Source organism: Paenibacillus sp. MABNR03 (assembly GCF_050455445.1).
GTDB lineage: Bacteria > Bacillota > Bacilli > Paenibacillales > Paenibacillaceae > Paenibacillus > Paenibacillus xylanilyticus.
On record NZ_JBCIYR010000003.1, the window covers coordinates 677139 to 703867 of the forward strand.

At 49.2% G+C, this 26729-nt stretch carries 21 protein-coding genes; 17 read left to right on the forward strand and 4 right to left on the reverse strand.

Features of this window, described 5'->3' with window-relative positions; all coding sequences use genetic code 11:
* Positions 1–773 precede the first annotated feature (773 nt).
* From AAIH57_RS18255 to glsA, 5 genes are all read left to right on the forward strand, one after another.
* Entirely contained in the window at positions 774–2441 is a 1668-nt protein-coding gene (locus tag AAIH57_RS18255) for a sensor histidine kinase (protein WP_175395666.1), read from the forward strand.
* Positions 2442–2451: 10 nt separating this feature from the next.
* Complete coding sequence (locus AAIH57_RS18260; RefSeq protein WP_430022576.1) at positions 2452–3243, forward strand: LytR/AlgR family response regulator transcription factor; 792 nt, start codon at positions 2452–2454, stop codon at positions 3241–3243.
* Between the two features lie 235 nt (positions 3244–3478).
* Entirely contained in the window at positions 3479–4768 is a 1290-nt protein-coding gene (locus tag AAIH57_RS18265; protein ID WP_430022577.1) for an L-lactate MFS transporter, read from the forward strand.
* A gap of 226 nt (positions 4769–4994) precedes the next feature.
* Positions 4995–5477 (forward strand): GNAT family N-acetyltransferase, encoded by a 483-nt coding sequence (locus tag AAIH57_RS18270; RefSeq protein WP_175395663.1) that lies wholly within the window; start codon positions 4995–4997, stop codon positions 5475–5477.
* 113 nt (positions 5478–5590) lie between these two features.
* Positions 5591–6532 carry a glutaminase A gene (gene glsA / locus AAIH57_RS18275; RefSeq protein WP_430022578.1) on the forward strand — a complete coding sequence of 314 codons (942 nt, stop codon included), beginning with the start codon at positions 5591–5593 and terminating at the stop codon, positions 6530–6532.
* Positions 6533–6775: 243 nt separating this feature from the next.
* Here the strand turns inward: glsA and AAIH57_RS18280 are convergent, their stop codons facing one another.
* A complete protein-coding gene (locus AAIH57_RS18280) occupies positions 6776–7117 on the reverse strand; it encodes a YolD-like family protein (protein ID WP_430022579.1) in 342 nt (113 codons plus the stop codon).
* Positions 7114–8358, reverse strand: coding sequence for a DNA polymerase IV (locus tag AAIH57_RS18285; RefSeq protein WP_430022580.1), 1245 nt, complete (start codon positions 8356–8358; stop codon positions 7114–7116). Before AAIH57_RS18285 ends, AAIH57_RS18280 begins: the two co-directional genes overlap by 4 nt.
* Before the next feature lie 862 nt (positions 8359–9220).
* Between AAIH57_RS18285 and AAIH57_RS18290 the strand changes: the two genes are divergently transcribed.
* From AAIH57_RS18290 to AAIH57_RS18315, 6 genes are all read left to right on the forward strand, one after another.
* Positions 9221–11446, forward strand: a complete 2226-nt coding sequence (locus tag AAIH57_RS18290) for a hypothetical protein (RefSeq protein ID WP_430022581.1) — start codon at positions 9221–9223, stop codon at positions 11444–11446.
* 26 nt (positions 11447–11472) lie between these two features.
* Positions 11473–12681 (forward strand): HEAT repeat domain-containing protein, encoded by a 1209-nt coding sequence (locus AAIH57_RS18295; RefSeq protein ID WP_413035536.1) that lies wholly within the window; start codon positions 11473–11475, stop codon positions 12679–12681.
* 22 nt (positions 12682–12703) lie between these two features.
* Positions 12704–14101: a glycosyltransferase family 2 protein gene (locus AAIH57_RS18300; protein WP_430022582.1), complete on the forward strand. Its 1398-nt coding sequence runs from the start codon at positions 12704–12706 to the stop codon at positions 14099–14101.
* Between the two features lie 107 nt (positions 14102–14208).
* Positions 14209–15015: a response regulator transcription factor gene (locus AAIH57_RS18305; protein WP_430022583.1), complete on the forward strand. Its 807-nt coding sequence runs from the start codon at positions 14209–14211 to the stop codon at positions 15013–15015.
* 63 nt (positions 15016–15078) lie between these two features.
* Positions 15079–16446, forward strand: coding sequence for a nucleotide sugar dehydrogenase (locus AAIH57_RS18310; RefSeq protein WP_430022584.1), 1368 nt, complete (start codon positions 15079–15081; stop codon positions 16444–16446).
* A 26-nt stretch (positions 16447–16472) separates the two neighbouring features.
* A complete protein-coding gene (locus AAIH57_RS18315; protein ID WP_430022585.1) occupies positions 16473–17378 on the forward strand; it encodes a hypothetical protein in 906 nt (301 codons plus the stop codon).
* 109 nt (positions 17379–17487) lie between these two features.
* Here the strand turns inward: AAIH57_RS18315 and AAIH57_RS18320 are convergent, their stop codons facing one another.
* Positions 17488–18360 (reverse strand): AraC family transcriptional regulator, encoded by an 873-nt coding sequence (locus AAIH57_RS18320; RefSeq protein ID WP_430022586.1) that lies wholly within the window; start codon positions 18358–18360, stop codon positions 17488–17490.
* A gap of 438 nt (positions 18361–18798) precedes the next feature.
* Here AAIH57_RS18320 and AAIH57_RS18325 point away from each other — a divergent pair, with 438 nt between their 5' ends.
* From AAIH57_RS18325 to AAIH57_RS18350, 6 genes are all read left to right on the forward strand, one after another.
* Positions 18799–20001 carry an LLM class flavin-dependent oxidoreductase gene (locus AAIH57_RS18325; RefSeq protein WP_430022587.1) on the forward strand — a complete coding sequence of 401 codons (1203 nt, stop codon included), beginning with the start codon at positions 18799–18801 and terminating at the stop codon, positions 19999–20001.
* A gap of 30 nt (positions 20002–20031) precedes the next feature.
* Positions 20032–21306, forward strand: coding sequence for an ABC transporter substrate-binding protein (locus AAIH57_RS18330; RefSeq protein WP_430022588.1), 1275 nt, complete (start codon positions 20032–20034; stop codon positions 21304–21306).
* A gap of 3 nt (positions 21307–21309) precedes the next feature.
* Positions 21310–22182 (forward strand): carbohydrate ABC transporter permease, encoded by an 873-nt coding sequence (locus tag AAIH57_RS18335; protein ID WP_175395650.1) that lies wholly within the window; start codon positions 21310–21312, stop codon positions 22180–22182.
* 43 nt (positions 22183–22225) lie between these two features.
* Positions 22226–23041 carry a carbohydrate ABC transporter permease gene (locus AAIH57_RS18340; protein WP_175395649.1) on the forward strand — a complete coding sequence of 272 codons (816 nt, stop codon included), beginning with the start codon at positions 22226–22228 and terminating at the stop codon, positions 23039–23041.
* A gap of 112 nt (positions 23042–23153) precedes the next feature.
* Positions 23154–24371 carry an MFS transporter gene (locus AAIH57_RS18345; RefSeq protein ID WP_430022590.1) on the forward strand — a complete coding sequence of 406 codons (1218 nt, stop codon included), beginning with the start codon at positions 23154–23156 and terminating at the stop codon, positions 24369–24371.
* Between the two features lie 524 nt (positions 24372–24895).
* Positions 24896–25483: a cell wall hydrolase gene (locus AAIH57_RS18350; RefSeq protein ID WP_430022723.1), complete on the forward strand. Its 588-nt coding sequence runs from the start codon at positions 24896–24898 to the stop codon at positions 25481–25483.
* A 165-nt stretch (positions 25484–25648) separates the two neighbouring features.
* Here AAIH57_RS18350 and AAIH57_RS18355 read toward each other — a convergent pair whose 3' ends face one another.
* The gene (locus AAIH57_RS18355) at positions 25649–26422 is read right to left on the reverse strand and encodes a hypothetical protein (protein WP_430022591.1); all 774 of its coding nucleotides are present in this window, start codon (positions 26420–26422) and stop codon (positions 25649–25651) included.
* Positions 26423–26729: the final 307 nt, after the last annotated feature.

Consider the following 26729-nt stretch of genomic DNA (forward strand, 5'->3'; position numbering starts at 1 on the left):
CTGTAGGTTTGAGGGTATAAAATGAACTACGCATTCACATTAGAACACTACGATGCCAGAACAACCTTCCGATCGCTGTTATTCCCGGATTTCTTTAAACTCCCTTTTTCAAAGGGGAAATCCGGGAATAAAGGCGAGCGCTCCGCTTCTTCAGGTTTATTCTGTCCTCTCCGTTTTGTGTGAATGTTACATTCACTTTATATAAAACTCAAGACTACACCGAAGGTGTAGTTTGGTTAAAGGGCGGGACAGTCCATAAGTCATTTTCCTGACTTATGGACTGTCTCTTTTTGCGGTTAGCACCAGACAAGTTTGCGTGCTGCATGATACAAACATGTTTCACGAAAAGCAATTGAGTTGTCAGGAACACGAGCGCACGCTATCTAGGTAAATTCCTCAGGTTTGGTGTGGTAAGAATCACAGAACAGTTATTTTGTCTTGTCGCGATGATATTTCAGATTTTACTGAAGTAGCGTGGCTTATTAGGTTTGTTAAAATCTCATTACACGCTAATTCTCGTAAGTAAGGGGTAACCGATTCCTTAAATTCTGTCTGAAAGGAGATAAAGATATCCGCTGCATTCTTTGCATCTCATTTCCGACTGATGACTTTGCTTTCTCCCTGGCGGAGGGGTAAACTGGTGCATACGAGCATAAAGGATGAACGGGAGAATGAGGACCAGGATAGGAATCCATATGGCCATGCAAAATGAACGAACACAGATGATGCAAAGATAGCGTTGATTTTCAATTGATTTGGAGGAAGTAGGATTCATGGAAATGTTTACGATGCTGCTGGGTTTGTTTGAACGGGCGGCGCTGCTGATTATCTTTTTATTCTTTTTGTCGAGGGTACCTCGCTTTAGACAGATTCTGCAAAAGGGGAAGTTAAGACCCCAGGAATACGCGGCGGTGACGCTGTTGTTCTGTGCTTTTGCGATCTTTGGTACCTATACCGGGATTAATGTGGAAGGTTCACTGGTGAATGTGCGGATTATCGCCGTGCTGTCTGGTGGCATTTTATTTGGAGCACCGGTGGGGATTATTACGGGGATTGTATCCGGGGTGCATCGTTATTTAATTGATATGGATGGGGTAACGGCCATTCCGTGTCTGATTACGAGTGTCATTGCGGGTCTGGTGTCGGGTTACATTCACAAGTATACGCCCAAGTCGAAGCGATGGATGGTTGGTATTGCGGCCGGGATGATCTGTGAAGCGCTCACGATGCTGCTGATCCTGCTGTACTCCTATCCCGACCCGCTCGGTGCGGATATCGTATCCAAGATTGCATTGCCCATGATTCTGGGGGAGGTCAACATTGGACTGATCGTGCTGCTGGTACAGAGTGTGGAAGGGGAAAAGGAAATGATTGCCGCACGCCAGGCCAAACTGGCGCTGGAGATTGCGAACAAAACCCTGCCCTACTTCCGCTCCATTGATGAGGATTCCCTGCGGACCATCTGCCGGATCATTCAGGAGGACATTCAGGCCGATGCGGTTGCGATTACGGATACCCGGAACGTGCTGGCCTATGTTGGGTTCGGGGAGGAGCGATATCACATCGGCAACGAGATCATTAGTGAGATGACGAAACAGACGATCTCCAGCGGGGAGATTACCATCAGCAATGATGTGACCGATGAGAAAACGCCGGATATTCATTCCTTGTTGATTATTCCGCTGAAAGAGCGGAGTGAAGTAACGGGAGCACTTAAAATTTATTACCGCAAAGCCTATAAAATTACGTACCCGCTGCAAACGATGGCTGTAGGACTTTCGCAGATTATTTCCACCCAGATGGAAGTATCCCGAGTGGAAGAGATTAAGGCAGCCGCCAACAAAGCGGAACTGCGGGCATTACAAACGACGATTCATCCACATTTTCTCTTCAATGCGCTGAACGCGATCGCTTCGTCCATTCGAACGAAGCCGGATCGGGCGCGTGAGCTGATTGTGAATCTGTCGGGATATATGCGTTATAATCTGGAGCTGTCGGACGAGCTGATTGATATTCATAAGGAACTGGAGCAGGTCCGCAATTATGTGGAGATTGAGAAGGCCCGTTATGGGAGCAGGCTTCATGTGATCTATGAGATTGATGAGGTGGCTGTGCATATCCCCAGTCTGGTCATTCAGCCGCTTGTTGAGAATGCCATTATTCATGGCGTCCTCAAGGTCAAAGGGCCAGGAACGGTTCGGATCCGGGTACAGGATTACCCTGATTTTGTCCGAATAGGAGTCAGGGATACAGGTGCCGGTATTGACCCGGATATCATTGAGAAGGTGTATCATGACCGGATGCCGGGGAATCAGATTGGTTTATATAATGTCCATCGACGGGTGAAACTCATTTATGGGCAGGGTGTAACGATTACGCGGCTGGAGCAAGGAACCGATATTATTTTTGATGTACCCAAAGGAGATGTCGTGACAAGGTGATGATTGGTCAATGAGAGCCCTTATTGTGGAAGATGAAATTCCGGCAAGTGAAGAACTGAATTATTTGGTCCAGGAGCATAGTCAGATTGAAGTGGTTGCCTGCCTTGAAGATGGACTGGATGTGCTGAAGTTTCTGCAGGAGCAGGAAGTCGACGTTATTTTTCTCGATATTAACATTCCCTCGCTGGATGGCATGATGCTGGCACATCATATTGGCAAATTCGCCAGAAAGCCTTATATCGTCTTTACGACAGCCTACAAGGAGCATGCAGCAGAAGCATTTGAGCTGGAGGCCTTCGACTATATACTAAAGCCTTATGATGAGAAACGCATTGCAGCCATGCTGCATAAGCTGGAGACAACCTTCAAACGCGACCATGCGGGGGAGGAACAAGGTGAAGATGGACAAACCCATTTGACGGATGAACCTCCCATCCAGGGAGCAGTGCATACGGCATCCGACGCAGGGACGGGAAAACGAATCAATCTGCTGCGCAACGACAACATTATTGTGACGGATACGGCAGATATTTATTATGCGGAGGCACAAGAGAAAGTAACGAAGGTGTATACCAAAAATGGTGAGTTTACGATGCCGGTGAGCATTACGGACTTCCATGGCCGACTGCCTCAGGAGACATTTTTCCGCTGCCATCGTTCTTATCTGGTCAATCTGTCTCAAATCCGTGAAATTGTACCCTGGTTTAACAATACGTACCTGCTCCGTTTGCGCGATTTGGAAGCTGAAGTGCCGGTAAGCCGGGGCAAGGTCAAGGAATTCAGGCAGCTCATGCGCATATAGAGGCATTTCATTCCGGATCTGATGCAACTCATGCTTAAATCGGTGTTATGAATCCCCTTTCATGTATGATTACATTGTGAACGCATTCAAAGAGGCATTTTGCATCATCGATTCCAAACACTAGCGGGTACAATCTGTAGACGAATAGAACCATTTCGACCAACAGATTGCTGAATTAAAGCCGTTCTTTGGATGGATGCAAAATGCTCCAGACATCGGCAAAGGGGAGATCACGATGAAAGCAGCTATTTCATCAGCACCTAATTCAACATCTACACCTAAAAAAATGAATCGGTGGCTTATTGTACTGGGAACCATTATTGTACAAATGGGCCTTGGAACCATCTACACCTGGAGTTTATTTAACCAACCGCTATCTGATCGTTTCGGATGGGACGTCAGCTCGGTCGCGATAACTTTTTCAATTACCAGTTTTGCGTTGGCATTTGCCACACTATTTGCAGGCAGGCTGCAGGAACGTTGGGGGCTTCAGCGGTTGATCCGTATAGCCGGGATCGTTCTGGGTCTGGGACTTGTCCTAAGTTCCCAAGTTACTTCATTAACACTGCTCTATATTTTGGCGGGATTTGTGGTTGGGTTCGCGGATGGTACGGCGTATATTACGTCTTTGTCCAACCTGATTAAATGGTTTCCGGAACGCAAAGGTCTGATTTCGGGTATTTCCGTTGGTGCTTTTGGTACAGGCAGTCTGCTGTTTAAATATGTGAACTCGGCATTAATTGGTGCTGTAGGTCCTGCTCAGGCGTTTATGTATTGGGGCATCATTGTGCTGATTCTGATCGTGGCTGGATCATTTCTGATCCGCGAAGCGGTTGTTCGTGAACAGGCTCCTGTCAGCAAGACGGAGGGAGCGAAGCAGGAAGCAGCCCGTCATCAGTATACGGTAAAAGAGATGCTCCGAACCAAAGAAGCCTATATGCTGTTCGTTATTTTCTTCACGGCATGTATGAGCGGACTGTATCTGATCGGTATTGTCAAAGATATTGGCGTGCAGCTGGCAGGTCTCGACGTGGCTACGGCTGCGAATGCAGTCGCGATGGTTGCGATCTTCAATACGGCTGGGCGCATCATCCTGGGAGCGTTGTCGGACAAGGTCGGACGGATGAAGGTTATTGCTGGAGCACTGCTGGTTACGGCAGCAGCCGTCATGACGCTGAGTCTCGTTCCGCTGAGCTATGGCGTATTCTTCGCCTGTGTGGCTGCTGTCGCGTTTTGTTTCGGTGGTAACATTACCGTCTTTCCTGCAATTGTCGCGGATTACTTTGGACTGAAAAATCAGAGCAAAAATTACGGCGTCATCTATCAGGGATTTGGAATTGGTGCCTTGGCTGGATCGTTTATCAGTGCTCTGCTGGGCGGGTTCCATCTGACGTTTATCGTCATTGCCATACTCTGTGCAGTCTCCCTGCTGCTGGCTTTGATGATTACACCTCCGGGTCAAAATCGTCGCACGCGTCAGCAAGAAGGACAAATGAGTCTCAAGCCTTCATCCCGGGCAAGCTGATTGAATTTGATTATGAATTCTTTGATGACATTCGATTCACATCATAAATGAAAGTTTGGGCGGTCTCTGTGGAGGCCGCTTTTTTTATTAAGGGTAGATAGACAGACAGGCATTGCTTGATGGAACTCAATCGATCGGTGGCTGCGTGCAATGTATCCTGTGCTTCTGCTATACTCTAGGGGAATTGAAAGGAACTACATCCGTTTGGACCTGGAGGAGGATTTCAATGAATTTCGTTAAATATGCTGAAACTGATTTTGAGGATTATTATGCTCTCGTTTCCAATATGGAAGTCATGAAACAAATTACGGAACGTACACTCCCGGAGGATGAAGCGAAAACGCAATTCCAGTCCATGCTCGATTATAATCTGGGCTACAGCTGCGGATATTACCGGATATCTGGTGAAGATGGAGTAGGGATGGCATATGCCAAACTGATTCCGGATGAATCCGATCCGTCCCGGGCGGAAATGGGTTATATGGTTTTGCCTGAATATTGGGGCCAAGGTCATGGTACGTCCATAGCGGCGCGCCTCATTCTAAAAGCACAGGCAGCAGGAATCGGTGTACTCTACGCGGTGATCGATCCCTCTAACGCAGCATCACGCCAGATATTAAATAGACAGAACTTTGTTTCCACGTGGACAGGGGATATGGAAGGCCTTCCCGGTGAAATTCTGGAATTGAACCTTCAAGTGCGGCGGTAATGGATCAATCCTGAGGGTAATGAATAGACATACCTGCATTTGCATTATTCGGGTTGGAGTTTGCCTCCTGAATCCATGCAAGATGCGCATACATAGATATGGAGGAGATGGAGATGAGCAATACGGTAATGGAGCGTCTGAACGAATTGCTGCCGGAATGGCTGGAGACCAGCCGGCTGCACACGGGACAGGGAAAGGTCGCATCTTATATCCCGGAGCTGGTCAAAGCCTCACAGGATGAGCTGGGCATACATATCATGGATGCCGAAGGCAATCATGTATCTGCCGGAGATTGTGGTGTCCCCTTTACGATGCAGAGCATCTCCAAAGTCTTCACGCTTATATTGGCCCTGATGGATCATGGGGAAGAAGCGGTTTTCTTTAATGTAGGAAAAGAGCCTACGGGTGACGATTACAATTCGATGATCAAGCTGGAGCTCGTTGAACCCGGTATTCCGTTTAATCCGTTAATCAATGCGGGAGCCATTACAGTCTCCTCCCTGGTCGCCGGGGATTGCAAGGAAGAGAAGTCACGGCGCATTTTGGAGTTTTTCCGCAAGCTGGCCAACAATGATCACCTGGATTATAACGAAGAGGTGTTTCAGTCCGAATGGGAAACAGGTCATTTGAACCGTTCGCTTGCTTATTTTCTGAAGCATAATGGCGTAATTAAGGATGACGTTGAAGATGTGCTTGCTGTCTATTTCCGTCACTGTTCAATCGAGGTGACTTGTTCGGATCTGGCCCGTATGGCACTGGTGCTTGCCTATGACGGAACAGATCCGATCACCGGAAACGAGCTCATTCCGCGTCGCTATGTACAGATTGCCAAAACGTTCATGACCACCTGCGGTATGTATAACGCATCCGGTGAATTCGCCATTGAGGTTGGACTTCCCGCCAAGAGCGGGGTGTCCGGGGGAATTATCACCCTTGTACCTGGTCAGTTTGGCATCGGTCTTGTCGGGCCGGCCCTGAATCGGAAAGGGAACAGCATTGCGGGTGTTCATTTGCTTGAGCGCCTTTCCAAGGAATTTGACTGGAGTCTTTTTTAAAGGTTTCCCTTATACCCATCAAAGTGGCTGATGAATCACATATCGGTCATTTTGCTTCTTTTGAACGACGTTAAGTTGAAGCAAATAGGGTTCTCGGCTCCATCCGGGAGCCCTAAGGGAGTGTAGGAAAACGGTCCTGCATGTACCGATTAGGCTGCATCTATTGCGGAATATTCGCTAATGAGTGTCTCAGGTTCATCGTTCGGATTGACGATATGAGCATGGCTTGTGAGTGCTGCAGCGTCAGTCGTTTGCTAATTCAACATTGGTAATCAGATTCATCTGAATGTCCCGGGTCCCATTTTTCGTCAGCAGTCTGAGGGTACGGGCAGATGGATCCAGCTTCAGAACCTGTCCGGTATAACGGATATCGTCATGTTCATGGAACAGGGCGATGGTCACAGCATCTCCAAGCATCATTGAATGGCTGAGCAAACGGGACATTTCTTCCGCTGCCTGAGCATCCAGAGACGGGCGGGTACGGGGAGCAAGCTGTTCCTGATGAAGAATGTAAGCTTCCCGGTGTTCGGGAAGCATCATACGGGAAGACTCGAAGAGTCCGTTTTGCTGTAATTTTTTACTCATTTATAATGACCTCCAATTTTATGAGAACGGTCCTGTGCCTGCGCGGACGAGCAGAGCGAGGAAGCCCGCATGATGGCGGTGTCTCCGAACTTGCGCTTGATGTCATCTGTGGCACGTTCCAGTTCTCTTTTGCGTTCACGATCATCGAACCAGGACAGCTGCACTTCGGAATCGGGCACCAGCCCAGTCAGTGACACGCTGATCCGGCGGATGGGTAATCCGTCCCAATGGCGAAGAAAGAGTGCCGCGGCCGCATCGTATACTTCATCCGTAATGTTGGTCGGTTCATTTACCTTCATCTGGCGTGAGAAGCCCGTCGGACGATCGTAATCCTGCCCGCGGCATCCAACCGAGACGACGTTGCCCATGAGCGATTTGTCCCGGGAACGCCGGCAGACGAGCTCTGCCAGTTCAAGCAGGACAACCTTGATATCCTCCCAGGACTCATAGTCCCGGGGAAGGGTCATCTGATGTCCGATGCCTTGCTGCTGATGTGTGTATGTCCCGGGTTTCACGGGTGAATCGTCAATGCCGCGGGCAATGCGCCACAATACCTCACCATTTACTCCCCAGCGTTCTCTCAGTCTGGACAGCGGAGTCTGTGCCAGGTCACCAATGGTGTGAATCCCCATCTTGTAGAGATGTTTTTCCATCCGGGAACCGACCATAAACATCTCTCGGACAGGTTTCGTCCAGATGGTTTTCTCCATGTCCTTGCGATTCAGGACACAGATGCCGCCGGGAACTTTTTTGGCATATAAATCACAGGCCATTTTGCTCACTACTTTGGTATCGCTGATGCCAATCCGAATATACACACCTGTCTCATCCATGACTCTGGATTGAATGCTGCGGGCAATTGTCTCAGGACTGCCGAACAGATCCAGGCTTCCGGTGACATCGAGAAACTGTTCGTCAATGCTATAGGGCTCAACGAGATCTGTGTAGGATTGAAGAATCCGGGTGATGTGCAGGGAGACACGAATGTACTCCGCCATCCGGGGGCGAATGACGACGACGTCCGGACATTTGGCAAGGGCTTCACCCAGTCGTTCAGCCGTGGTAATTCCGTAGGATTTGGCGAGAGGGCAGGCTGCAAGAATGATACCGGAACGGCGTGCCGGATCTCCCGCTACCACGAGAGGACGGTCTTTGTATTCGGGATGTGAAGACTTCTCTACACTGGCATAGAATGACTGGCAGTCTGCGAGCATAATGACACGTCCGTCTTTGCGGGACATAACAGGTCTCTCCTTTGAGCCATGATTCGGCTGTTCACGAACAGAAAGAGGATTCAGCCGCATGTTTTTTTACAGTTTATTTACAGTACGGAACAGGTGTTCCTGTTTTAATAGCATATCCCGAATGTTCAAATGCGGCAACCGGAATTATTTTGCAAATTGGACACAATTGTGGAATCGCAATAATAGAGTCAAAATTTAGGAAATAAGATGTACTTTTTTACATTTGATGTAAGAGATTCGTGACTTCAGGGTGATGACCCGGTGTTCATTCCGTTTTTTGTAAAAGCAGTATAAATGGGCACAGTCCTATAGAGGGGGACTGATGTCCTTTTTTACTTTTCTGCACTTTTCAGAAAACCTTGACAGGCCGCGGGTTTTCACTGATGCGTTATCGGACTATAGTATCAATTTTGTAATCTTTATGGTTAATACTGTAAAAACGGCCGCAACTTTAACATATTCCCCGCGTTTAATGTGGTAAGTGTTCGGGCGGAAACAGTTGCTGCAAACCGCGTTGCATATAACAATAACGGGTAGAGAAGTGCAACAGGTTTGAGCGTTCAAGTAACTGTTTCATTAAGAAAAATGGTGTCCATGAGGCAGGGGAGCCAGAAGTGTTTTGGAATGCTAGTTCATGGTCATTTTTACGAATTATGGGCAGAATGTTGCATTTCACGTTTGCTTCCATCAGCCTAGTTACAAAAGCGGAGTTTTGGAGCTATAGTGAGAACTACACCGCTGGCATCTCTACCCAAAGCGGACATCCAAGCGGCGTTTACTGCTGCATGCCTGTATATTTTATTCAGATTCAAACGGAAACAGGCAGGATGCATATTAGAGAGGTGAGCAATCAAGAGCCATGAGCAGACGAAGACGAAAGCGCTGGATGTTAACGATGTTGACCGGAGCCGTGGTACTGACCGGCGGAATATTAGCCGGCTGGCACTACATGCAACCTCAGCTCGTTACGTACACAGCGGAGAATGGCACGGAGATGAAATTCAAGACCGAGGGAGACCGGTTCATGGAATACGGGCCGGATGGATCCTGGAGGGAGATGTTCGTTAAGGGTGTTAACCTGGGTGCAACTTCGCCGGGATATTACCCGGGAGAATTTCCCCTGACCGAAGAGGATTACCTAAGGTGGTTCCAGCAGATCCAGGAGATGGGGGCCAATGTCATACGGGTGTATACGGTCCACGAACCGATTTTTTACTCTGCGTTGGTCGATTATAATCGCGGCCGGGAGCAACCGTTATATTTTATACAGGGCATATGGTCGCCAGAAGAAGAGTTGATTGAGAAGCAGGATGCCTATGCCGATCATATTGAGCAGACATTCAAGCAGGAGATTGAAAAAGCGGTGTCAGCTGTCTATGGGGATGCGGACATTCCCGATAAGTCCGGAGCCTCAAGCGGCAAATATAAGGCGAATGCAGGCAAATACCTGATGGCCTGGCATGTTGGTACCGAGTGGGACCCCGCGATGGTAGACAACACGAATGAGAAACATCCGGATGTGCCGCAATACAAGGGAGTTCATTTTTCCGGGACAGCAGACGCCTCGCCCTTCGAGAATTGGTTAGCCGAGCTGCTGGACTACACGGCCGTTCTGGAGAAGAAGTATGGCTGGGAACATCCCATGACGTTTACCAATTGGGTGACAACCGATGTGCTGGAACACCCGGGCGAACCGTTGTTTGAGGAGGACCTCGTCAGTGTCGATGCCCGTCATATTCAGCCGGAGGAGTGGCAGGGTGGATATTTTGCGGCATATCATGTGTATCCCTATTACCCGGACTTGTTCCATACGGACGAGACCCTTCAAACGATCAAGGATGCAAACGGGGAGTACAACACATACAAAAGTTATCTGCGCAAGCTCAAAGCCGAGTATTCCGATATGCCTGTAATGGTTACAGAATATGGCGTGCCTTCTTCCCTTGGGATCTCACATTTGGGTATGGGGGGCCGGGACCAGGGTGGACATAATGAGGCAGAGCAGGGAGCCATTGATGCTTCACTGACTCAGGATATTTATGATGAAGGGTATGCGGGAGCCATTTTGTTCATGTGGCAGGATGAGTGGTTCAAGAAAACCTGGAACACGATGCCATTTGAAATCCCGGCAGATCGGCGGGCCTATTGGCTAAACGTGCTGACCAACGAGAAAATGTTCGGCCTTCTCGCGATGGACCCCGGCAAACAGGAACAGCTGACCATCGACGGGAAATTGGATGACTGGGATGGGATGACCGCTGAGGAAGTTACGGTTTGGCAGGGCAAGGTGAACGGCATCCAAGAAATGAAGCTGACCCACGATGAAGCCTATCTGTACATTGGCATGACGCTGGATGAGCCGTTTGATCCCAATAAAAAGGTGCTCCGCATAGGGACGGATACGCTGGCAGGTGGCAATCAGCCTGGTGCGCGGCTTCCGGAACGAACGCTCAGTGACGGCCTTGAAACGGTCATCACGCTGGGGCAGGATGACGAATCCCAGGTGGAAATCGCCAAAGATTATGATTTTAATCAGCGTCTGTATGGCAAGGAAGGATACAATATGCTGCCTGATAAGCAGGCTAATTCCGCTGATCCGTTCCATCCATGGAACCTGGCGGTCAGCCTGAAGATGACTCCGCCTGATACGAGGTCGGCTCATCCGTTCATGAATGAGAAGGTGGGTATCCTGAAGCGGGGAACAACAGCTCCCGGGCAGTCGGATACCGATTCATTGACAACGTGGCAGTATGACGGCAATCAGGTGGAAATGCGAATTCCCTGGATGCTGCTTGGATTCGGTGACCCGAGTTCACTGCAAGTGATTGATTATGAACCACTGCAGGACGGACGGGAGTTTAAGACGGTTACGACCGAAGGCATAACGCTGGTTCCATGGCTGATGGATCGTTCGACTGGCGATGTATCCTGGCCTGCTGGCAATCAGACTACACTGGATTTGAAAACATTGCCTTTGTATAGCTGGCAGTCGTGGGAACAGGTGAAATACAGTGAACGACTGAAACTGAGTTATGAAGAGATGAAGAACGTCTTCGGACAAATTCCTAGTTTTCAGATTGATTAAATGAGTATAAAGGAGGACCTTTTCACATGTTTTCGAGTTTGGCTGTGGCCTATCTATTTCTATACATCTGCATAGCGCTTGTCGCTCTGGGTGTGATTCTGCTGTTTGCCATGAAAGTGTCCCACAACGGCAAACGGCGCAAGATTGAATTTTATAAACGGAAGCAGCGGGATTACTTCACCTATCTGCAAACGGCACTGACTGAGAATCGTCCGCTGAGGCTGCCGCCAGGCAAGCTGGCTCCTGTGGAACGGCAGGTGATCCAGAGCAAACTTATTGAATGGATCGACCAATTCAAGGGAGAGTATCGCGACAAATTGATTGCGCTCTGTCGCGAAGCCGGGTTTGTAGAACGAGATCTGAAAGAACTGGGCCGACTGCGTTATGGTCGGCAGATCGATGCAGCTTATCGTTTGGGCGGCATGCGCTGTCCGGAAGCTGTTCCGGGCTTGATGGAACTGCTCAAGGATGAGAAGCCTGGACCGATGGCATTCATGATCGGACGTTCCATTGCGAGAAGTACAACCCGTCAGGGTGAATTGAAGGACATGCTTGAACTGTTATTGACAAAAGGAAAGTCGATCCATCATCTGGCCGCAGACATCTTGCTTGAGACCAGCCTGGATACGAGCAGACTACTCATTGAATTGCTGGAAGACCGCAATCCTGATTTTGTGAAGGTTGGACTTGTCGCCATGTGGGGACAGGCTGTACCGGAAGTCATGCCGGCACTTGACCGATTGGTTGGTGCAGAGCATCAGGATGTACGGGCAGAAGCAGTGAAGCTGTATCTGAGTGCAAGTCCGGCCCTTCAGGATGAGACGATTCTGAAGCTGATGAAGGATGCTGATCCGGAAGTCCGGGCAGAGGTGGTGCAGGCGCTTGGTTCGAAGCATGCGGCAGGCAGCATTCCACTGCTGCGCAAAGCGCTGCGTGATGAAGACTGGCGAGTACGCTATAACAGTGCGGAGAGCTTGAGCATGTTGGGTGAACCCGGATTCGAAGCCTTATGTCAAGCAGCTGTACAAGGTACAGGTGTTGAACGTGAGATTGCAATGCAGCAGATCGAGAGCACGATGAAGCAATCGGGAGCCGACCACAAAGCGGTAGACCAGATGATTGTACACAACAAGAGAAGGCTGCTGTATGACCAGTATTTTGGCCCTGTTCCGGGTAACCGAACAACCAAGAGACGTACGGGTGTGGCTGCGGTAGGAGGGGATTACACTGCTTAGGGATCTGTTATTAATTTATGGCATGGTGGCCATTTACTATGTCATTTCTGTAAACTTGCTTTATTTTTCCATCTTGGCTCTGTCATTTCGCAACATTTGGACCATTTTCAGAAGGTCACATTATTCCAAATACAATACATTATCAGGCTCGGAGCTTGTACCTTCGGTATCGCTGCTGGTCCCGGCTTACAACGAAGAATTGACAATTATTGAAAATGTGAACTGTCTGATGACGCTGAACTATCCAACGTATGAAGTGATCGTCGTAAATGACGGCTCGAGCGACAGCACCCTGAACGTGCTGCTGAAGGAATATCGTCTGAAACCCGTTCCTGACACGAAGATCCGGGGCAAGATTCCCTGTCAGGCGATTCGCGGGATATACCATAATCCGGAATTCCCGGATCTGTACGTGATCGACAAAGAAAATGGCGGAAAGGCAGATTCACTTAATGCGGGGATCAACCTGTCCCACTACCCGCTGATTTCTTCGATTGACGCCGATTCCCTGCTGGAAAAGGATGCTCTGATCCGCATGGCTCGCATGTACATGGAGAATCCGGAAGAGACTGTGGCGATCGGCGGCGATGTTCGCATAGCCAATGGCTGCAAAATCGAAAATGGAGCTGTACAGGACGTTTCACTGCCACGAAAAATGTGGCCTATGTTCCAATCCATTGAGTACCTCAAGGCCTTTCTGGGTGGACGGATTGGTTGGAGTCACATGAATGGTTTGATCATCGTGTCGGGTGCCTTCGGTATGTTCCGCAAGGATGCAGTCATTGCCGTTGGTGGATACCGGGATGGTTATCCTGGGGAAGACATGAACATTATTATCAAGCTTCATCGCTATATGCTCGAGAACAAACTGAAATATCGTGTAGCCTTCTGTCCTGAAGCCGTCTGCTGGACACAAGCACCAGATTCCTACCGGATCCTGTCCAGTCAGCGCAAACGCTGGGGACGCGGAAATTTGAAGAACATGATTGAGAATCGGGGCATGCTGTTCAATCCGAAATATAAGGTGATGGGCATGTTGACCATGCCGTACAATGTCATTTTTGAAGCACTCAATCCGTACTTCCGGATCACCGGCCTTTTGGCCCTTGCCGGGTATGTGCTCTTGGATATGACGCAATGGCCGATTCTGGTTCTGTTCGGATTGCTGAACTTTGTGAGTGGTTATCTGCTCAGCGTAGGGGCGCTCATTCTGGAGGAAATTGCATTCCGCAGATACAACAAGCTGTCTGATATGGTCAAAATGCTGGTCTATTCCGCTCTCAAATTTGTGGGCTACCACCAGCTGGGTGTTCTGTGGAGATTGCAGGGGCACATTCAGTTCATGCAAAACAACAATTCCTGGGGAACCATGACACGCCAAAGCTGGTCCGAAGAAGAAAAGGGAACTGAAGCAGCCTGATTCGCAGCCTGCATCGGAGTAAGCGTTCATGGACAGCATCTTTGATTCATTAATGGCAATACAGCAGCAACAGGATAGATAACCAAGGGAGAAGGGTGGAAAAGAACATGCCTAATACGGCAACATTGCAGCGTGAGGCTGCCGTTAATGTGTACCAAAGTGTAGAACAGGGATTGAAGGATACGGGTGCCGGATCATGCGGCTTAATGTTCATCCATTGCGGAGGAGGACAAGCCCAGCCGGAGCAGCAGGTCAGGAACTATCTCGAGCAAACGAGCGAGTTCGCCTTCCAGCTGTGGAAGGATGGGGCGACCCAGACGCTTGCGGTCCTGCTGCCTGGTTTGACACTGAATGAAGTTCACTATGAGGGGCTTCGCATCAAGCATGAGCTGCAGGAGACGGTCCCTGGGGCGGAGCCGCAGATTACGCTGGCGAGCTTCAAGGATAGTGAGCGTCCTTCGCAGGCGACCATCCAGCATATGGCTGAATCGGCGAAGCTGGTCGATGCCTCGGAGATTCACATCTACACGTTGGATAAGACGGCAGACGAGCCTGGGAAAATTTTGATTGTGGATAACGATCCGACGGTTCGTGAGTTTCTGCAGCTGCGTTTAAAAATGCAGGGTTATGAGACTTACGAAGCTGTAGATGGTCTGGCTGCGCTGGAGCTGATTGAGAAGGTAATGCCTGACCTGGTGCTGACGGAATTGAATCTGTATGGCATCGACGGTCTGCCGTTCATTCACCATATTCAGAATCTGGGAGTGAAGCATCCGCCCAAAATCGTTGTGCTGACCGAGCAGCGTGTCGAACAGACGATCAGCCAATGCTTCCGCAGCGGCGTGGACGACTATATGACCAAACCGTTCTCCCCTGTGGAGCTGGATGCACGAATCCGGCGCTGCCTGCACTAGATACGATCATCAACCGAACGGATTTACGGAACATTACAAATACATTAACCTGGAGGGAATATCATGGAGAATCAACAATTCCATACTTTACTGAATGCCATTGAAAACAAAGAAGCGGTGCTCGGCGTGGTCGGGCTCGGTTACGTAGGACTTCCACTTGCCGTGGAAATGGTAAATCAAGGCTTCACAGTAATCGGAATTGACCTGGATGCGTCCAAGGTCGACAGTATCTATAACGGAGATTCCTATATTCACGATATCTCGTCCGAGGAATTGAAAAAAGTGATGCAAACGGGCCGTTTTCAGCCCACAACGGATTACAGCATGCTGCGCGTCATTGATGCCCTGAGCATCTGCGTGCCGACACCACTCAGTGAAAATCAGGATCCGGATACATCCTACATCGAGACAGTGGTCGATCAGATCAAGCTGCACATGAAACCGGGCATGCTAATTACGTTGGAGAGCACCACGTACCCGGGTACGACAGAAGAACTGATTCAGCAGAAACTGGACAAAATCGGCCATGAAGCCGGCAAGGACTATTTCCTCTGCTTCTCGCCTGAACGTGTGGACCCGTCCAACGGACGATTCACCACGTACAATACGCCTAAGGTCATTGGCGGGACAACGGAAGCCTGCCTCAAACTCGGAACAGCGCTGTATAGCAAGTATGTACAAACGGTTGTACCGGTATCTTCACCAAAAGTGGCGGAGATGTCCAAATTGCTGGAAAATACATTCCGCAGTGTAAACATTGCATTTGTGAATGAAATGGCGATGATGTGCGACCGCATGGGCATCGACATTTGGGAAGTCATTGATGCAGCTGCGACGAAGCCGTTTGGCTTCATGCCGTTCTACCCGGGCCCAGGCATCGGCGGTCACTGCATTCCGCTTGATCCGATGTATCTGTCGTGGAAAGCGAAAGGATTCCGTTTCTACAGCAAATTCATTGAGCTGGCGCAATCGACCAATGATAACATGCCATATTATGTTTTGAATAAAACATCAACGATTTTAAACGAGTACGCGAAGTCTATTCGGAATTCCAACATTCTCCTGCTTGGCATGTCGTACAAGCCGAATATTGCAGACCTGCGTGAGTCACCGGGACTGGAAGTATACGAACTGTTCAAGGAAAGCGGAGCGAATGTCAGCTATTACGATCCATATGCCGATTCTTTCCGTGACAAGCATGACGATACAGTGCACAGCGAAGCATTCAACCTGGAGCAATTCAGAAAGTATGATTGCATCGTGTTGATTACCAACCATAGAGATCTGCCTTATAGCGAAATTGCCGATTTGGGTGTGCCAATTCTGGATACACGCAATGCGTTCCGGACATTCACACAGCCACACATTTACAAAATTGGTCACTCGGTGCAGCATCCTGTGCTGGAACCAAGTGAAGCGTTGCTCGTCTGAGAAACAAGATGATTCGCTGGGGCAGGATGTCGGTGAGGACAAAATGGATTCTGCTGGCTCTGACCTTTTGCCTGCTGCTTTTGCCCTGGCTGTTCAAATGGTTTTCGGCGGAGGAGAAAAAAGCGACCTGGCTGTGGGATGCTTCCATCATTGCAGAACAGACCCCGGATATTATCTCCTTTTCCAAAGAGCAGGGTGTGGATGTCATTTTTCTGCAGCTGCAGGATGAAGTACCCGATGATACGTATCGCAAATTCATTGCGTCTGCCCGGCAGGCAGAGATCCAGGTGCATGCCCTGAACGGTCATTCCGATTGGGCCTATCAGGAAAAACGGGAAGAAGGACTCGCTTTTATCGAGCGGATTCGGGCGTATAATGCCGCTTCGGCCAAAAATGAGCGCTTCGAGGGCATTCAACTGGATGTGGAGCCTTACCAGCTGCAGCGCTGGGAAGATGAGCAGGACAGCGTAATTGCAGAGTGGAGTGACAACATGAAGGCCTGGACGACAGCCGGCAAGGATGCAGGGCTCTATATGAGCGCAGCCATCCCTTTCTGGCTGGATGCCCGCCAGGCATCTGAAGGCGGAGGTTCACTCAGCCGCTGGGTCATTTCCCAGTTTGATGCAGTCGCCATTATGGCATATCGGGATAGTGGTCAGCAGATGTATGATCTGTCCAGGGAAGAATTGGACGAAGCCGATGAGTTGGGCAAGGACGTGTGGATCGGAGCCGAGCTGGCAGATACCCATGAGGGTGAGCACCTGACCTTTTTCAGAAAGTCCATAAGCAACATGGACGAAGAGATTGCGAAGGTGTTTAACCTGGGATCGTCCCATTCCTCTTTTGCCGGAGTAGCTGTGCATCATTATGAAGCGTGGTACGCAAAGGAAAACGGTATTCCCCTGGCTCGCAAGAGCGATGAGAAGGAGTAACGGGTGTTATTGAAGAAAAGTATAGGACAGCAAAAGGCAAGTTTCCGGTTAATGGAGACTTGCCTTTTTGTCTTTTATTGATGACTGTTGCAGCACGGGTCAGCGCGAATCAGTTTTTGCCGTTTTCATTTGTCCGATACCGATTGGGTGGCAGACCTACCTGTTTTTTAAAAGCTTTAGAAAAGGAAAATAAATCCGGGTATCCTACCGAATGAGCTACCTCGGTCAGGGTTAGCGGGGTCTGTACGAGCAGACGCTTGGCCTGATTCATTTTGAGCTGCTGGATATATTGTACAGGAGATAATCCATAAGCTTTGCGGAACTGTTTGGCAAAATGGGTTCGATCCACGCCTGCATGAGCAGACACACCTTCTACCGTGATCCCCCCGGCAAAATGAATATCCATGTATTCCTTGCCTTTTTGCAGCCAGGGAATAGCCGAATCAGGCTGCAGTCCCTTGGTGGCAGATGAACGTGCAACTCGGTCGAACAGGCCAAGAAACCGGGTGAGACGTCCCAGGTCGCTCGCACCCCCCTGAGGTTTGCGGACTTCCTCCATAAAAGCACGCATTCCACTTGCTGTCTCTGGAGTAAGTACGCCTGAACGGTGAGGGGAGTCTGGCGTAAGTCCAATCCGCGACAGCAGTTCAGCTGCATGGGTTCCATCAAACGCGATAAAGATTTTCTGCAGCGGTTCCTGCGGGTCAGTCCAGTATTCATGAGTGACATGCGGAAACAGACAGTATGCATCCCGGGCCCTGAGGGGGTAATGATGTCCGTTCTGAATAAATGTGCCCTCCCCCTCCAGCACAAACAGCAGGTAATGGTACGGTGTGGTACGAGGGCCGATATGATAGTTGTTCTTGGCTATATTGCGTCCGATTCGTATAGGCCAGGCGCCACCGGCTTTCTCGAATTCAGACGGAGTAAAAAAAATAATATCCAAAAACTCGTGGTGGTCCTCCTTCATGCTCTCCGTCATCAGGAACACCTCTTTTAATAAAAGTTTAATTTGTAATGTCTGTCATTTTCTCTTATAACCTATTATACAGGTGGGTTTTGTTTATATTCAAGATCAGGATGACTTATTTCTGTAAGTTGACCACAAAATGACAAAAACAAATTGTCGTAAAATGACATTGATCACAGACAAATCAATTGATATGATGTCCATACCTATTAAACCAAGTTAATTAATCGGCATTTACATTTATATGATTTTACAACTCAATGAGAATTTGGCCCAATCTTAAAATTAGTTTGTTATATACGAAAGAGTGGAGGGGACGAAATCGATTATGAGGAAGTGTAACGCTCGCCTTTATCAGAAGAACGATTCGTCACCGGAACGGCCAATTCGCAAATGTCCATTTGATTTTTGAAATGGAATTTTATTTATCAACAGAGAGGAATGACTTGTGTGAGCGAACAGGAAGAACTGAAATTTGGATGGTTTTTGCCAACGGCTGGAGACGGAAAATATGTTGGGGTCGCCCCGGAACGGGAACCAAGCCTGGATTATTTGATTCAGGTGGCACAGACAGCGGAGACGGCAGGGTTTGAATTTGTACTGATTCCGACCGGTGGCGCCTGTCTTGATGCTTGGGTTGTCGGTTCTGCAGTAATGAGCCATACTCAAACGCTGCGTCCTCTCGTGGCTATCCGGCCAGGCTTGGTTACACCGGTGCTCGCCGCACGGATGGGAGCGGCTCTTGATCAGCTGTCGAATGGACGCGCGATGATCAATGTCGTTACAGGCAGTTCAGTTCGGGATCTGGAGGAACTGGGAGATCCGCTGGCACATGCCCATGACGAACGTTATGTACGGGCGAGTGAGTATATGGACGTGATGAAGCGTTCATGGACCCAGTCGACCGGGCTGAACCTGACCGAATTTGCCGGAAGTGGTACCAAAGCGGACGCGGAAGCATCAAACGATGATAATCAGGAGTTTAACGGTCAATATTACCATTTTAAAGGACCGGTAGGCATGCCTGAAACGGTACAGAAGCCTTATCCGCCATTTTATCTGGGTGGAAGTTCACCTATTGCCAAGAGAGTTGCAGTAGAACATGCGGATACGTTCCTCATGTGGGGGGAACCGCACGACTGGATTCAGGAGCAAATTGAGGAAATTGAAGTGATCCGTGAACAGGTAAAACAGGAAACAGGGCAAGATCGCCAGCTGCGTTACGGTATGCGGGCACAGGTACTCATTCGGGATACCGAAGAAGAAGCTTGGGCGGCAGCGTGGGAGATTATTAGCAAGGTTCCACCTGAAGCGATTGAGAAAGCCAAAGCAGCTTTTGCGGAGACCGATGCAACCAACCAGCGCAGACAGAATGAACTTCGTGAATTGTCCGAGAAGCAGCAATTCGTGGTTGGCCCAAACCTGTGGACAGGCTTGTCCGTTGTTCGTTCCGGCGGGGCAATCCTCATCGTAGGCACGGCAGATCAGGTTGCCGAACGTCTGATGGAATACGCCGATCTTGGTGTGACCACATTTATTTTGTCAGGTTACCCGCATCTGGAAGAAGCCGAAATTTTTGGCCAAACCGTGATGCCGATTATTCGCAGCAAATGGAGTACAAGAAATGCGAAGCATCAGCTAAGCAACACCTAATTAAATCATTTACTCAGGAGGTCGTCTTTCATGAGAAAAAATAAAAAATTAATCCTTCCTCTGGTCAGTATGCTGGTCATGTCATTGCTGCTGTCCGCTTGCGGGGGCGGGGATAATTCTGCAGCAGGAGAGAACGGCTCCTCCGGTTCAGGCAAAGTTACCATCAGCTTCATGCACTGGCGGGGTGAAGATGCAGAAGCGCTGAACAAGACCATTGACGCGTTTGAAAAGGAAAACCCGAACATACAGGTGGAGATGCAGACGCTTCCTTCCGACCAGTATCAATCCACGGTGCAATCCAAAATTAGTGACGGTTCAGTAGGGGATGTATTTGCGTCTTTCCCTGGTGCACAGTTCGAAGCCTTTACGAAAGCAGGATTGTTCACGGACCTGACAGGGTCATCCTTTCTGTCTGCCTATAACTCCAAGCTGATTGAGGCAGGCCAGCTTGATGGCAAGCAATATGCCATACCGTATCAGCTTGTGTACAACGATCCAATCTACAATGTGAAACTGTTTGAAAAATATGGACTAACACCACCGAAGGATTGGGAGAGTTTCCTGGCACTCTGCCAGACGCTGAAAGACAACGGCATTATCCCGATCGCCTTTGCCGGCGCGGACATTGGTCCAGGTCAATTCATGAACACCATGGTTATGAATAATGCACCGAGTGACGACATTTTTACCAAAGTGGAAGCCGGGGAGGCGAAACTGACGGATGAGTTTTGGGTGAAAACACTCACACAGATTAAGGAACTGAACGATAAAGGCTACTTCCAGCAGGATGCACTGGGTACCAAAGATCCGGCAGCGGGGGCGCTGTTCATTCAGGAAAAGGCAGCCATGCTTGCAAGTGGTTCCTATCAGCTGGCTCAGAACAAGCTGCAAAACCCGAATCTGGAGCAGAAGCTGCTTGCACCGATTACGGTAGGTGCAGATCAGGCGAAGTATGAAGGGGTTCATACCACAACATTTATGCTCGCGGTGAACAGCAAATCCAAACATCCGGAAGAAGCGAAGAAATTCGTCGAGTTTCTGAGTAAACCGGAAGTGGCAGGGGAGTATGCCAACTCGACGGGACAAAACGTGACCGTAAATGACGTGAAGTACGACTCTGCCGAGCTTCAGGTTGCCGGAGAGTGGGCGAGCAAAAAAACCGTGTTCCAGCCGCGGTTCACCATCCTGAACGGAGATAATCAGAAGGCAGTCACGAACTCCATTCAGGCCGTGCTTAGCGGGACTTCCCCTGAAGAAGCCGCCAAGCAGGCGCAAGCGATCATTGATCAGCATATCGGGAAGTAAGCGATGAAGAACCGTATTCAGCTATCCCTGTTTCTGTTACCTGGGTTGCTGCTGTACGTGGGACTGTTCGTATTTCCTACATTGACGGGGCTGTTCTACTCCTTTACGGATTGGGACGGGGTATCCCCGTCGTATGCGTTTGTAGGGCTGGATAACTATAAGGACAGTCTCAGCAGCATCGTCTTTCGTAAGGCTTTTGGCAACAACGTTGAATTCATGTTGACGGTGGTTATTGCCCAAACCTTTATTTCACTTGTCCTGGCCCTGTTGCTGGTTAAAAACACCAAGACACGTGTCGTACTTCGTGCGCTGTATTTTCTCCCTGCCATTTTGTCCTCCGTATCGGTTGGACTGATCTGGGCCTTTATGTATGATCCATCCATTGGATTGATTAACTATGGGCTGAACGGAGCTGGCATGGAGAGTCTTGCACGAAATTGGATTGGTGATCCGAAAATCGCAATCTACTCCATTGCAGCCGTACAGGTCTGGGCACATGCCGGACAGATGATGATTGTGTTTATCGCGGGTCTGCAAGGCATTCCGGCTGAGCTCTATGAGGCGGCTCGAATGGATGGCGGCAGCAAATGGCAGGTATTCCGTACCGTGACCTGGCCGCTGCTTGCTCCTTCGGCTACAATTGTCGTTGCTTATACAACGATTCAATCGTTCAAGGCATTTGACCTCATTTTCACCATGACGGACGGAGGCCCGAACTACGCTACTGAAATTTTGACTACTTATATTTATCATACCGCCTTTGGCAGCTATTCATTTGGTCTCGCTTCTGCGGGTTCGATGATCTTCCTGGTTCTGCTGGCCTTGCTGACGTTCGTGCAGTTCAAGGCGTTGCGTGCCGACCGGGTAAGCTATTGATGCTGGAACGTTCGTCTCGCACAAGAGGCAGAAGGGAGTGCATATGTTTCTAAAATGGTTCAATCGCCTGATCTTGTTGGTGTACGCGATGCTGATCATCGTGCCGCTGTACTTCGTGTTTGTATCATCATTCAAAACAAGCAGCAACTTCTTCACCAGTCCATTCAGCTGGCCTGACCCGTTTACGTGGGATAACGTTACGGGCATGTTTCGCAATCAGCCGATGTGGCAATATTTCGGCAACAGTCTTGTCGTGACGCTGGGTACGGTTGTGATTGAATTGCTGCTGAGCAGCATGATCGCTTATGCCATTGTCCGCTGGGGCGGCAGTGTGGGCAAAATCGTATTCGCCCTGTTCGTGGCGGGCCTTATCGTTCCTTCCCAGGTCAGCATGCTGCCGATCTATTCCCTTACGCGTACGCTGGGATGGTCGGACAGTCTCACAGGATTGATCGTTGTATCAGCCGCGATGCTGATGCCTGTCTCCGTATTCATGCTGACTGGATTTATGCGCATGCTGAATGCCGAAATTCTGGAGGCGGGCAGCATGGATGGGGCGAGCGAGTGGCGGCTCTATACACGGATTGCGCTTCCACTTGCCGCACCTTCACTCGCAGCAACGGCTACGTTTCTGCTTGTCATGGTGTGGAATGATCTGCTTATTCCGATGCTGATGCTCAGCAGCAAATCCAAGCTGACGTTACCGCTGGCACTCATGCAGTTCCGCGGGGAGTATGTGACCAACTATCCGATGATGCTGACCGGGGTGCTGGTGACCGCCATTCCGATGATTGCGCTGTTCATTTTGCTTCAGCGTTATTTTGTTGCAGGTCTGACAGCGGGTTCACTCAAGGGGTGAGCTATTCAGTGATGGCGGGTATAAGAGCGTATTTTTCATTGATTTCTGGATCATTCTGCATAATAATGGTTTAGTGTCAGAATGACTACTTAGAGATCAAGGAGCTATCGTTATGACTAAACTGGAAGTGCTGCGGAATCCCAAGCAGCGCAAGCTGCTGTTCAGTGCCGGCATGAGCTGGCTGTTTGATGCAATGGAAGTCGGCATGATCTCCTTCATCGTGGCGGCCCTCGCCAAGGAATGGAGCCTCAGTCCCGGACAAGTCGGTGTGCTGACCAGTATCAACTCCATCGGTATGGCACTGGGTGCACTGCTTGCAGGTGCACTTGCTGACCGTTTTGGCCGTAAGGCCATCTTGATGTGGACCCTGCTCATCTTCACGATTGCGAGCGGGTTATCTGCCTTGGCGACTGGCTTTGCCGTATTGTGTGTACTGCGCCTGATTGCAGGGATCGGACTCGGCGGAGAGCTGCCTGTAGCATCCACGCTGGTATCGGAGTCCATGCCAACCGCGGAACGCGGCCGTGCTGTCGTGCTGCTGGAAAGTTTCTGGGCTGGAGGCTGGATTGTATCGGCGCTTATTGCCAACTTCGTCATCCCGGAATACGGATGGAGAATTGCATTTGCCATTGGTGCTGTTCCGGCGTTCTATGCACTGTATCTGCGCCGTGTCATTCAGGACCCGCCGCGTTACAAGCATAACAAGACCATCCGGAAGACAACGTTCCGGGAGAAGGTGGCTGCGGTCTGGTCTGCTCCGCATCGCCGGACAACCATCATGCTCTGGATCTTGTGGTTTACGGTGATTTTCTCGTATTACGGCATGTTCCTGTGGCTGCCTTCCGTCGTGATGGCCAAAGGCTTCACGCTGGTCAAAAGCTTCCAGTACGTGCTGATCATGACCTTGGCACAGCTGCCAGGTTACTTCACAGCAGCTTATTTTATCGAGCGGTACGGACGTAAATTCGTCTTGGTCGTTTACCTTACACTCACGGCAGTGAGCGCAATCGCTTTTGGGCTCGCGACGACCGAAGCGGCGATTCTCACCGCAGGCATCTGTCTTTCTTTCTTCAATCTGGGGGCATGGGGCGGTCTCTACGCGTATAGTCCGGAATTGTATCCAGATTCGGTTCGTTCGACAGGCGTAGGTCTTGCCACATCGGTAGGCCGCATCGGGGGCGTGCTTGCTCCATTGATGGTCGGTATGCTGGTTCAGCGTGAGGTGGAAATCAGCCTGATTTTCACGATTTTCTTCGTGACAATCCTGATTGGCGCAGCAGCTGTGCTGTTCCTCGGCCGGGAAACCAAGGGTCAGGAACTGGCTGAGTAAATGTAAATAAATTCAAGCGCAACTTTTGTGCGGGTCTGCCTGCCTACGGAAATGACGGGTTGGACAAGCGGCAGAAGGTTGATACAAGAAGGGGTATGACCATGACGTGACCATGGGCTCATACCTCTTTTTGTTGTATTCAAAGCCCTGTTTTTCATGCTCCATCGGTCCGATAGACGGCACTTTGGCTATATCCTATAATGACACTCGGGATGTCCATAAGGGAGGGTTCAGGGGAAGATATGGAGTCTGGACTCAGAATAATGGAGGTTAATTAAATCATGAAGAACGATAGTAAAATGGATCAAACGAATAAAATGAATGAAAAGAATAATGTGAGTAGAACAAAAAGTGCCAATGAACTGATTAAAGCTTATAGGTTAGAATTATGTAAAAGTGCTGGAAATATGGAACCTATCACCGTGAGTCGGGCAGTAACTCATCAGAGGGGGAAAAAGGCTGGCAAAAGAGCAGGGCGAGTCAGTGTGTTTCTCGGTGCCTTCGCGATGGCTCTCGGTCTCACGATGGCAGCTCCGTCTGCGGGAGCACAGAAACTGGAGCAGGGCGTTCAAAGTGAGCATGTGCTGCAATTGCAGGAGCAATTAAGTGATCTGGGATACTTCTATGCGGGATTGACCGGATATTACGGTTCCATTACCAAAAGCGCTGTACGCAAGTTCCAGCAAGCTCAGGGGCTAAGTGCGGATGGGATTGCAGGTCCGGCGACACTGAACAGGTTGAACAAGAAGGCCAAAGCTGAAGGTGAGACGCTGCGTCAGTTGGCGAAGCTGATCCACGGGGAAGCGCGCGGGGAATCCTTTGAAGGACAGGTTGCTGTAGGGGCCGTCGTCTTGAATCGTGTGCAGTCGGACGCATTCCCATCCTCCATTCCGAAGGTGATTTTCCAGAAAGGGCAGTTCACTGCGATTGACGACGGTCAGTTTAATCAAAAGCCGACGCAGACGTCCTACCGCGCAGCTCGCGCGGCGCTAAATGGTGCAGACCCCACGAACGGGGCGCTGTACTACTATAATCCGAAAATTGCTACTTCCGTATGGAGCAAAAGCAGGCCGACGTTGCTGACCATTGGGCAGCATGATTTTACGCAGTGAGATAGGTGGAGGCGTTAAATAGAGCAAATACGATTTCTTAATATAACAAGGAACCCCAGCTGTGTATGGTATGCTGCTCTTCTGCAGGTACGTGGCTGGGGTTTAACCATTATTATATCGTTGACAAATGATATCTTAGCATTTGAAGCAAATATCAGTTTAATATTACTTTTGGACCGTGAAAGGAATATTCAACGAAGTAGGCTCTACAATGGTTTCTCCGGTGTCGTAGTCATAGATTCTATTGAAAACCAATTCAATGGATTCCAGCTTGTCGGGGTCATCTGTATATACTAAACCATAGCCCATATTATCCATGACTACGCCGTCATATTGATGATAAACATAAGGTTTCCTCATGAAATTACGATCTGCTGAGATGGGATAACCCGTGTTCGGATGAATGGAATTCAAACCGTAAAATCCGATATTTTGATCCGTTGTATTTTCTACACTGTAGATGATTTTGATATAAGTCATATCAGGACCGATATCTTCTTGATTCAGAATAGAAATGTTTTCTCGGGAATCCTCAGGAATCCCACGAGCCTCTAACAATTGAACATCCATAATATGAATAGTTAATGGTCCGAATTCAATACTTTGCTGCTTCAGAGGGACAGCGTTTAACAATTTGAATTGTCCGCCGTAATCAAATGTACCTGTATCTCCGGGTTCAGATAGAAGCGGAGATGGTGCACTTTCAAAAAGCTTGTCCTGAAGATCGCTGGCGGCCTGCTCGAATGGATTATAATCTGGCTTAAGTCCTTTGTAGGTTAGTTCAGACCGGAAAGGCTTTAAACCGGATTCTAAAACAAGTTCAGAATCAGCAGGGTGAGGCTGTAACGGATTGATTTCCAGTTGTGCAGATGTGGCATCATTGGAGCTGCCCGAACCGCCCAAAAGTGCGAGAGCGAACAGTAAATGAAAAACAAACATAAAAAGCGGCACCCTTTCTCTTTGGAAAATAGCAATTCAAACACATCGTATATAATCATAACAAAACAGCTCATGGTGACCATGAGAATATGGGCCCAACTTCAGCTAATAACATATTGATAAGTTTTTTCTTTGTCTAGTAGCAAGGACCTATGCCAGACAAAGCGGGTTCGATTGATTGTTCATTTCGAAATGTAACCTATACTACAGTCTGTTTGTTCCATGTTATTTTACAAAGGCAAGAGAGGAAAATATGCTTCACCATTGGATTCGCCTGTCCAATCCTGTACAATGGATAACGATAAAA

Coding starts and splice junctions, on each gene's coding strand:
- AAIH57_RS18300 (WP_430022582.1), top strand. CDS start 12,704: ATGGTGGCCATTTACTATGTCATTTCTGTAAACTTGCTTTATTTTTCC.
- AAIH57_RS18320 (WP_430022586.1), bottom strand. CDS start 18,360: ATGACGGAGAGCATGAAGGAGGACCACCACGAGTTTTTGGATATTATT.
- AAIH57_RS18315 (WP_430022585.1), top strand. CDS start 16,473: ATGTCGGTGAGGACAAAATGGATTCTGCTGGCTCTGACCTTTTGCCTG.
- AAIH57_RS18310 (WP_430022584.1), top strand. CDS start 15,079: ATGGAGAATCAACAATTCCATACTTTACTGAATGCCATTGAAAACAAA.
- AAIH57_RS18335 (WP_175395650.1), top strand. CDS start 21,310: ATGAAGAACCGTATTCAGCTATCCCTGTTTCTGTTACCTGGGTTGCTG.
- AAIH57_RS18265 (WP_430022577.1), top strand. CDS start 3,479: ATGAAAGCAGCTATTTCATCAGCACCTAATTCAACATCTACACCTAAA.
- AAIH57_RS18255 (WP_175395666.1), top strand. CDS start 774: ATGGAAATGTTTACGATGCTGCTGGGTTTGTTTGAACGGGCGGCGCTG.
- AAIH57_RS18355 (WP_430022591.1), bottom strand. CDS start 26,422: ATGTTTGTTTTTCATTTACTGTTCGCTCTCGCACTTTTGGGCGGTTCG.
- AAIH57_RS18305 (WP_430022583.1), top strand. CDS start 14,209: ATGCCTAATACGGCAACATTGCAGCGTGAGGCTGCCGTTAATGTGTAC.
- AAIH57_RS18340 (WP_175395649.1), top strand. CDS start 22,226: ATGTTTCTAAAATGGTTCAATCGCCTGATCTTGTTGGTGTACGCGATG.
- AAIH57_RS18290 (WP_430022581.1), top strand. CDS start 9,221: ATGAGCAGACGAAGACGAAAGCGCTGGATGTTAACGATGTTGACCGGA.
- AAIH57_RS18350 (WP_430022723.1), top strand. CDS start 24,896: ATGGCAGCTCCGTCTGCGGGAGCACAGAAACTGGAGCAGGGCGTTCAA.
- AAIH57_RS18280 (WP_430022579.1), bottom strand. CDS start 7,117: ATGAGTAAAAAATTACAGCAAAACGGACTCTTCGAGTCTTCCCGTATG.
- AAIH57_RS18330 (WP_430022588.1), top strand. CDS start 20,032: ATGAGAAAAAATAAAAAATTAATCCTTCCTCTGGTCAGTATGCTGGTC.
- AAIH57_RS18345 (WP_430022590.1), top strand. CDS start 23,154: ATGACTAAACTGGAAGTGCTGCGGAATCCCAAGCAGCGCAAGCTGCTG.
- glsA (WP_430022578.1), top strand. CDS start 5,591: ATGAGCAATACGGTAATGGAGCGTCTGAACGAATTGCTGCCGGAATGG.
- AAIH57_RS18270 (WP_175395663.1), top strand. CDS start 4,995: ATGAATTTCGTTAAATATGCTGAAACTGATTTTGAGGATTATTATGCT.
- AAIH57_RS18285 (WP_430022580.1), bottom strand. CDS start 8,358: ATGTCCCGCAAAGACGGACGTGTCATTATGCTCGCAGACTGCCAGTCA.
- AAIH57_RS18295 (WP_413035536.1), top strand. CDS start 11,473: ATGTTTTCGAGTTTGGCTGTGGCCTATCTATTTCTATACATCTGCATA.
- AAIH57_RS18260 (WP_430022576.1), top strand. CDS start 2,452: ATGAGAGCCCTTATTGTGGAAGATGAAATTCCGGCAAGTGAAGAACTG.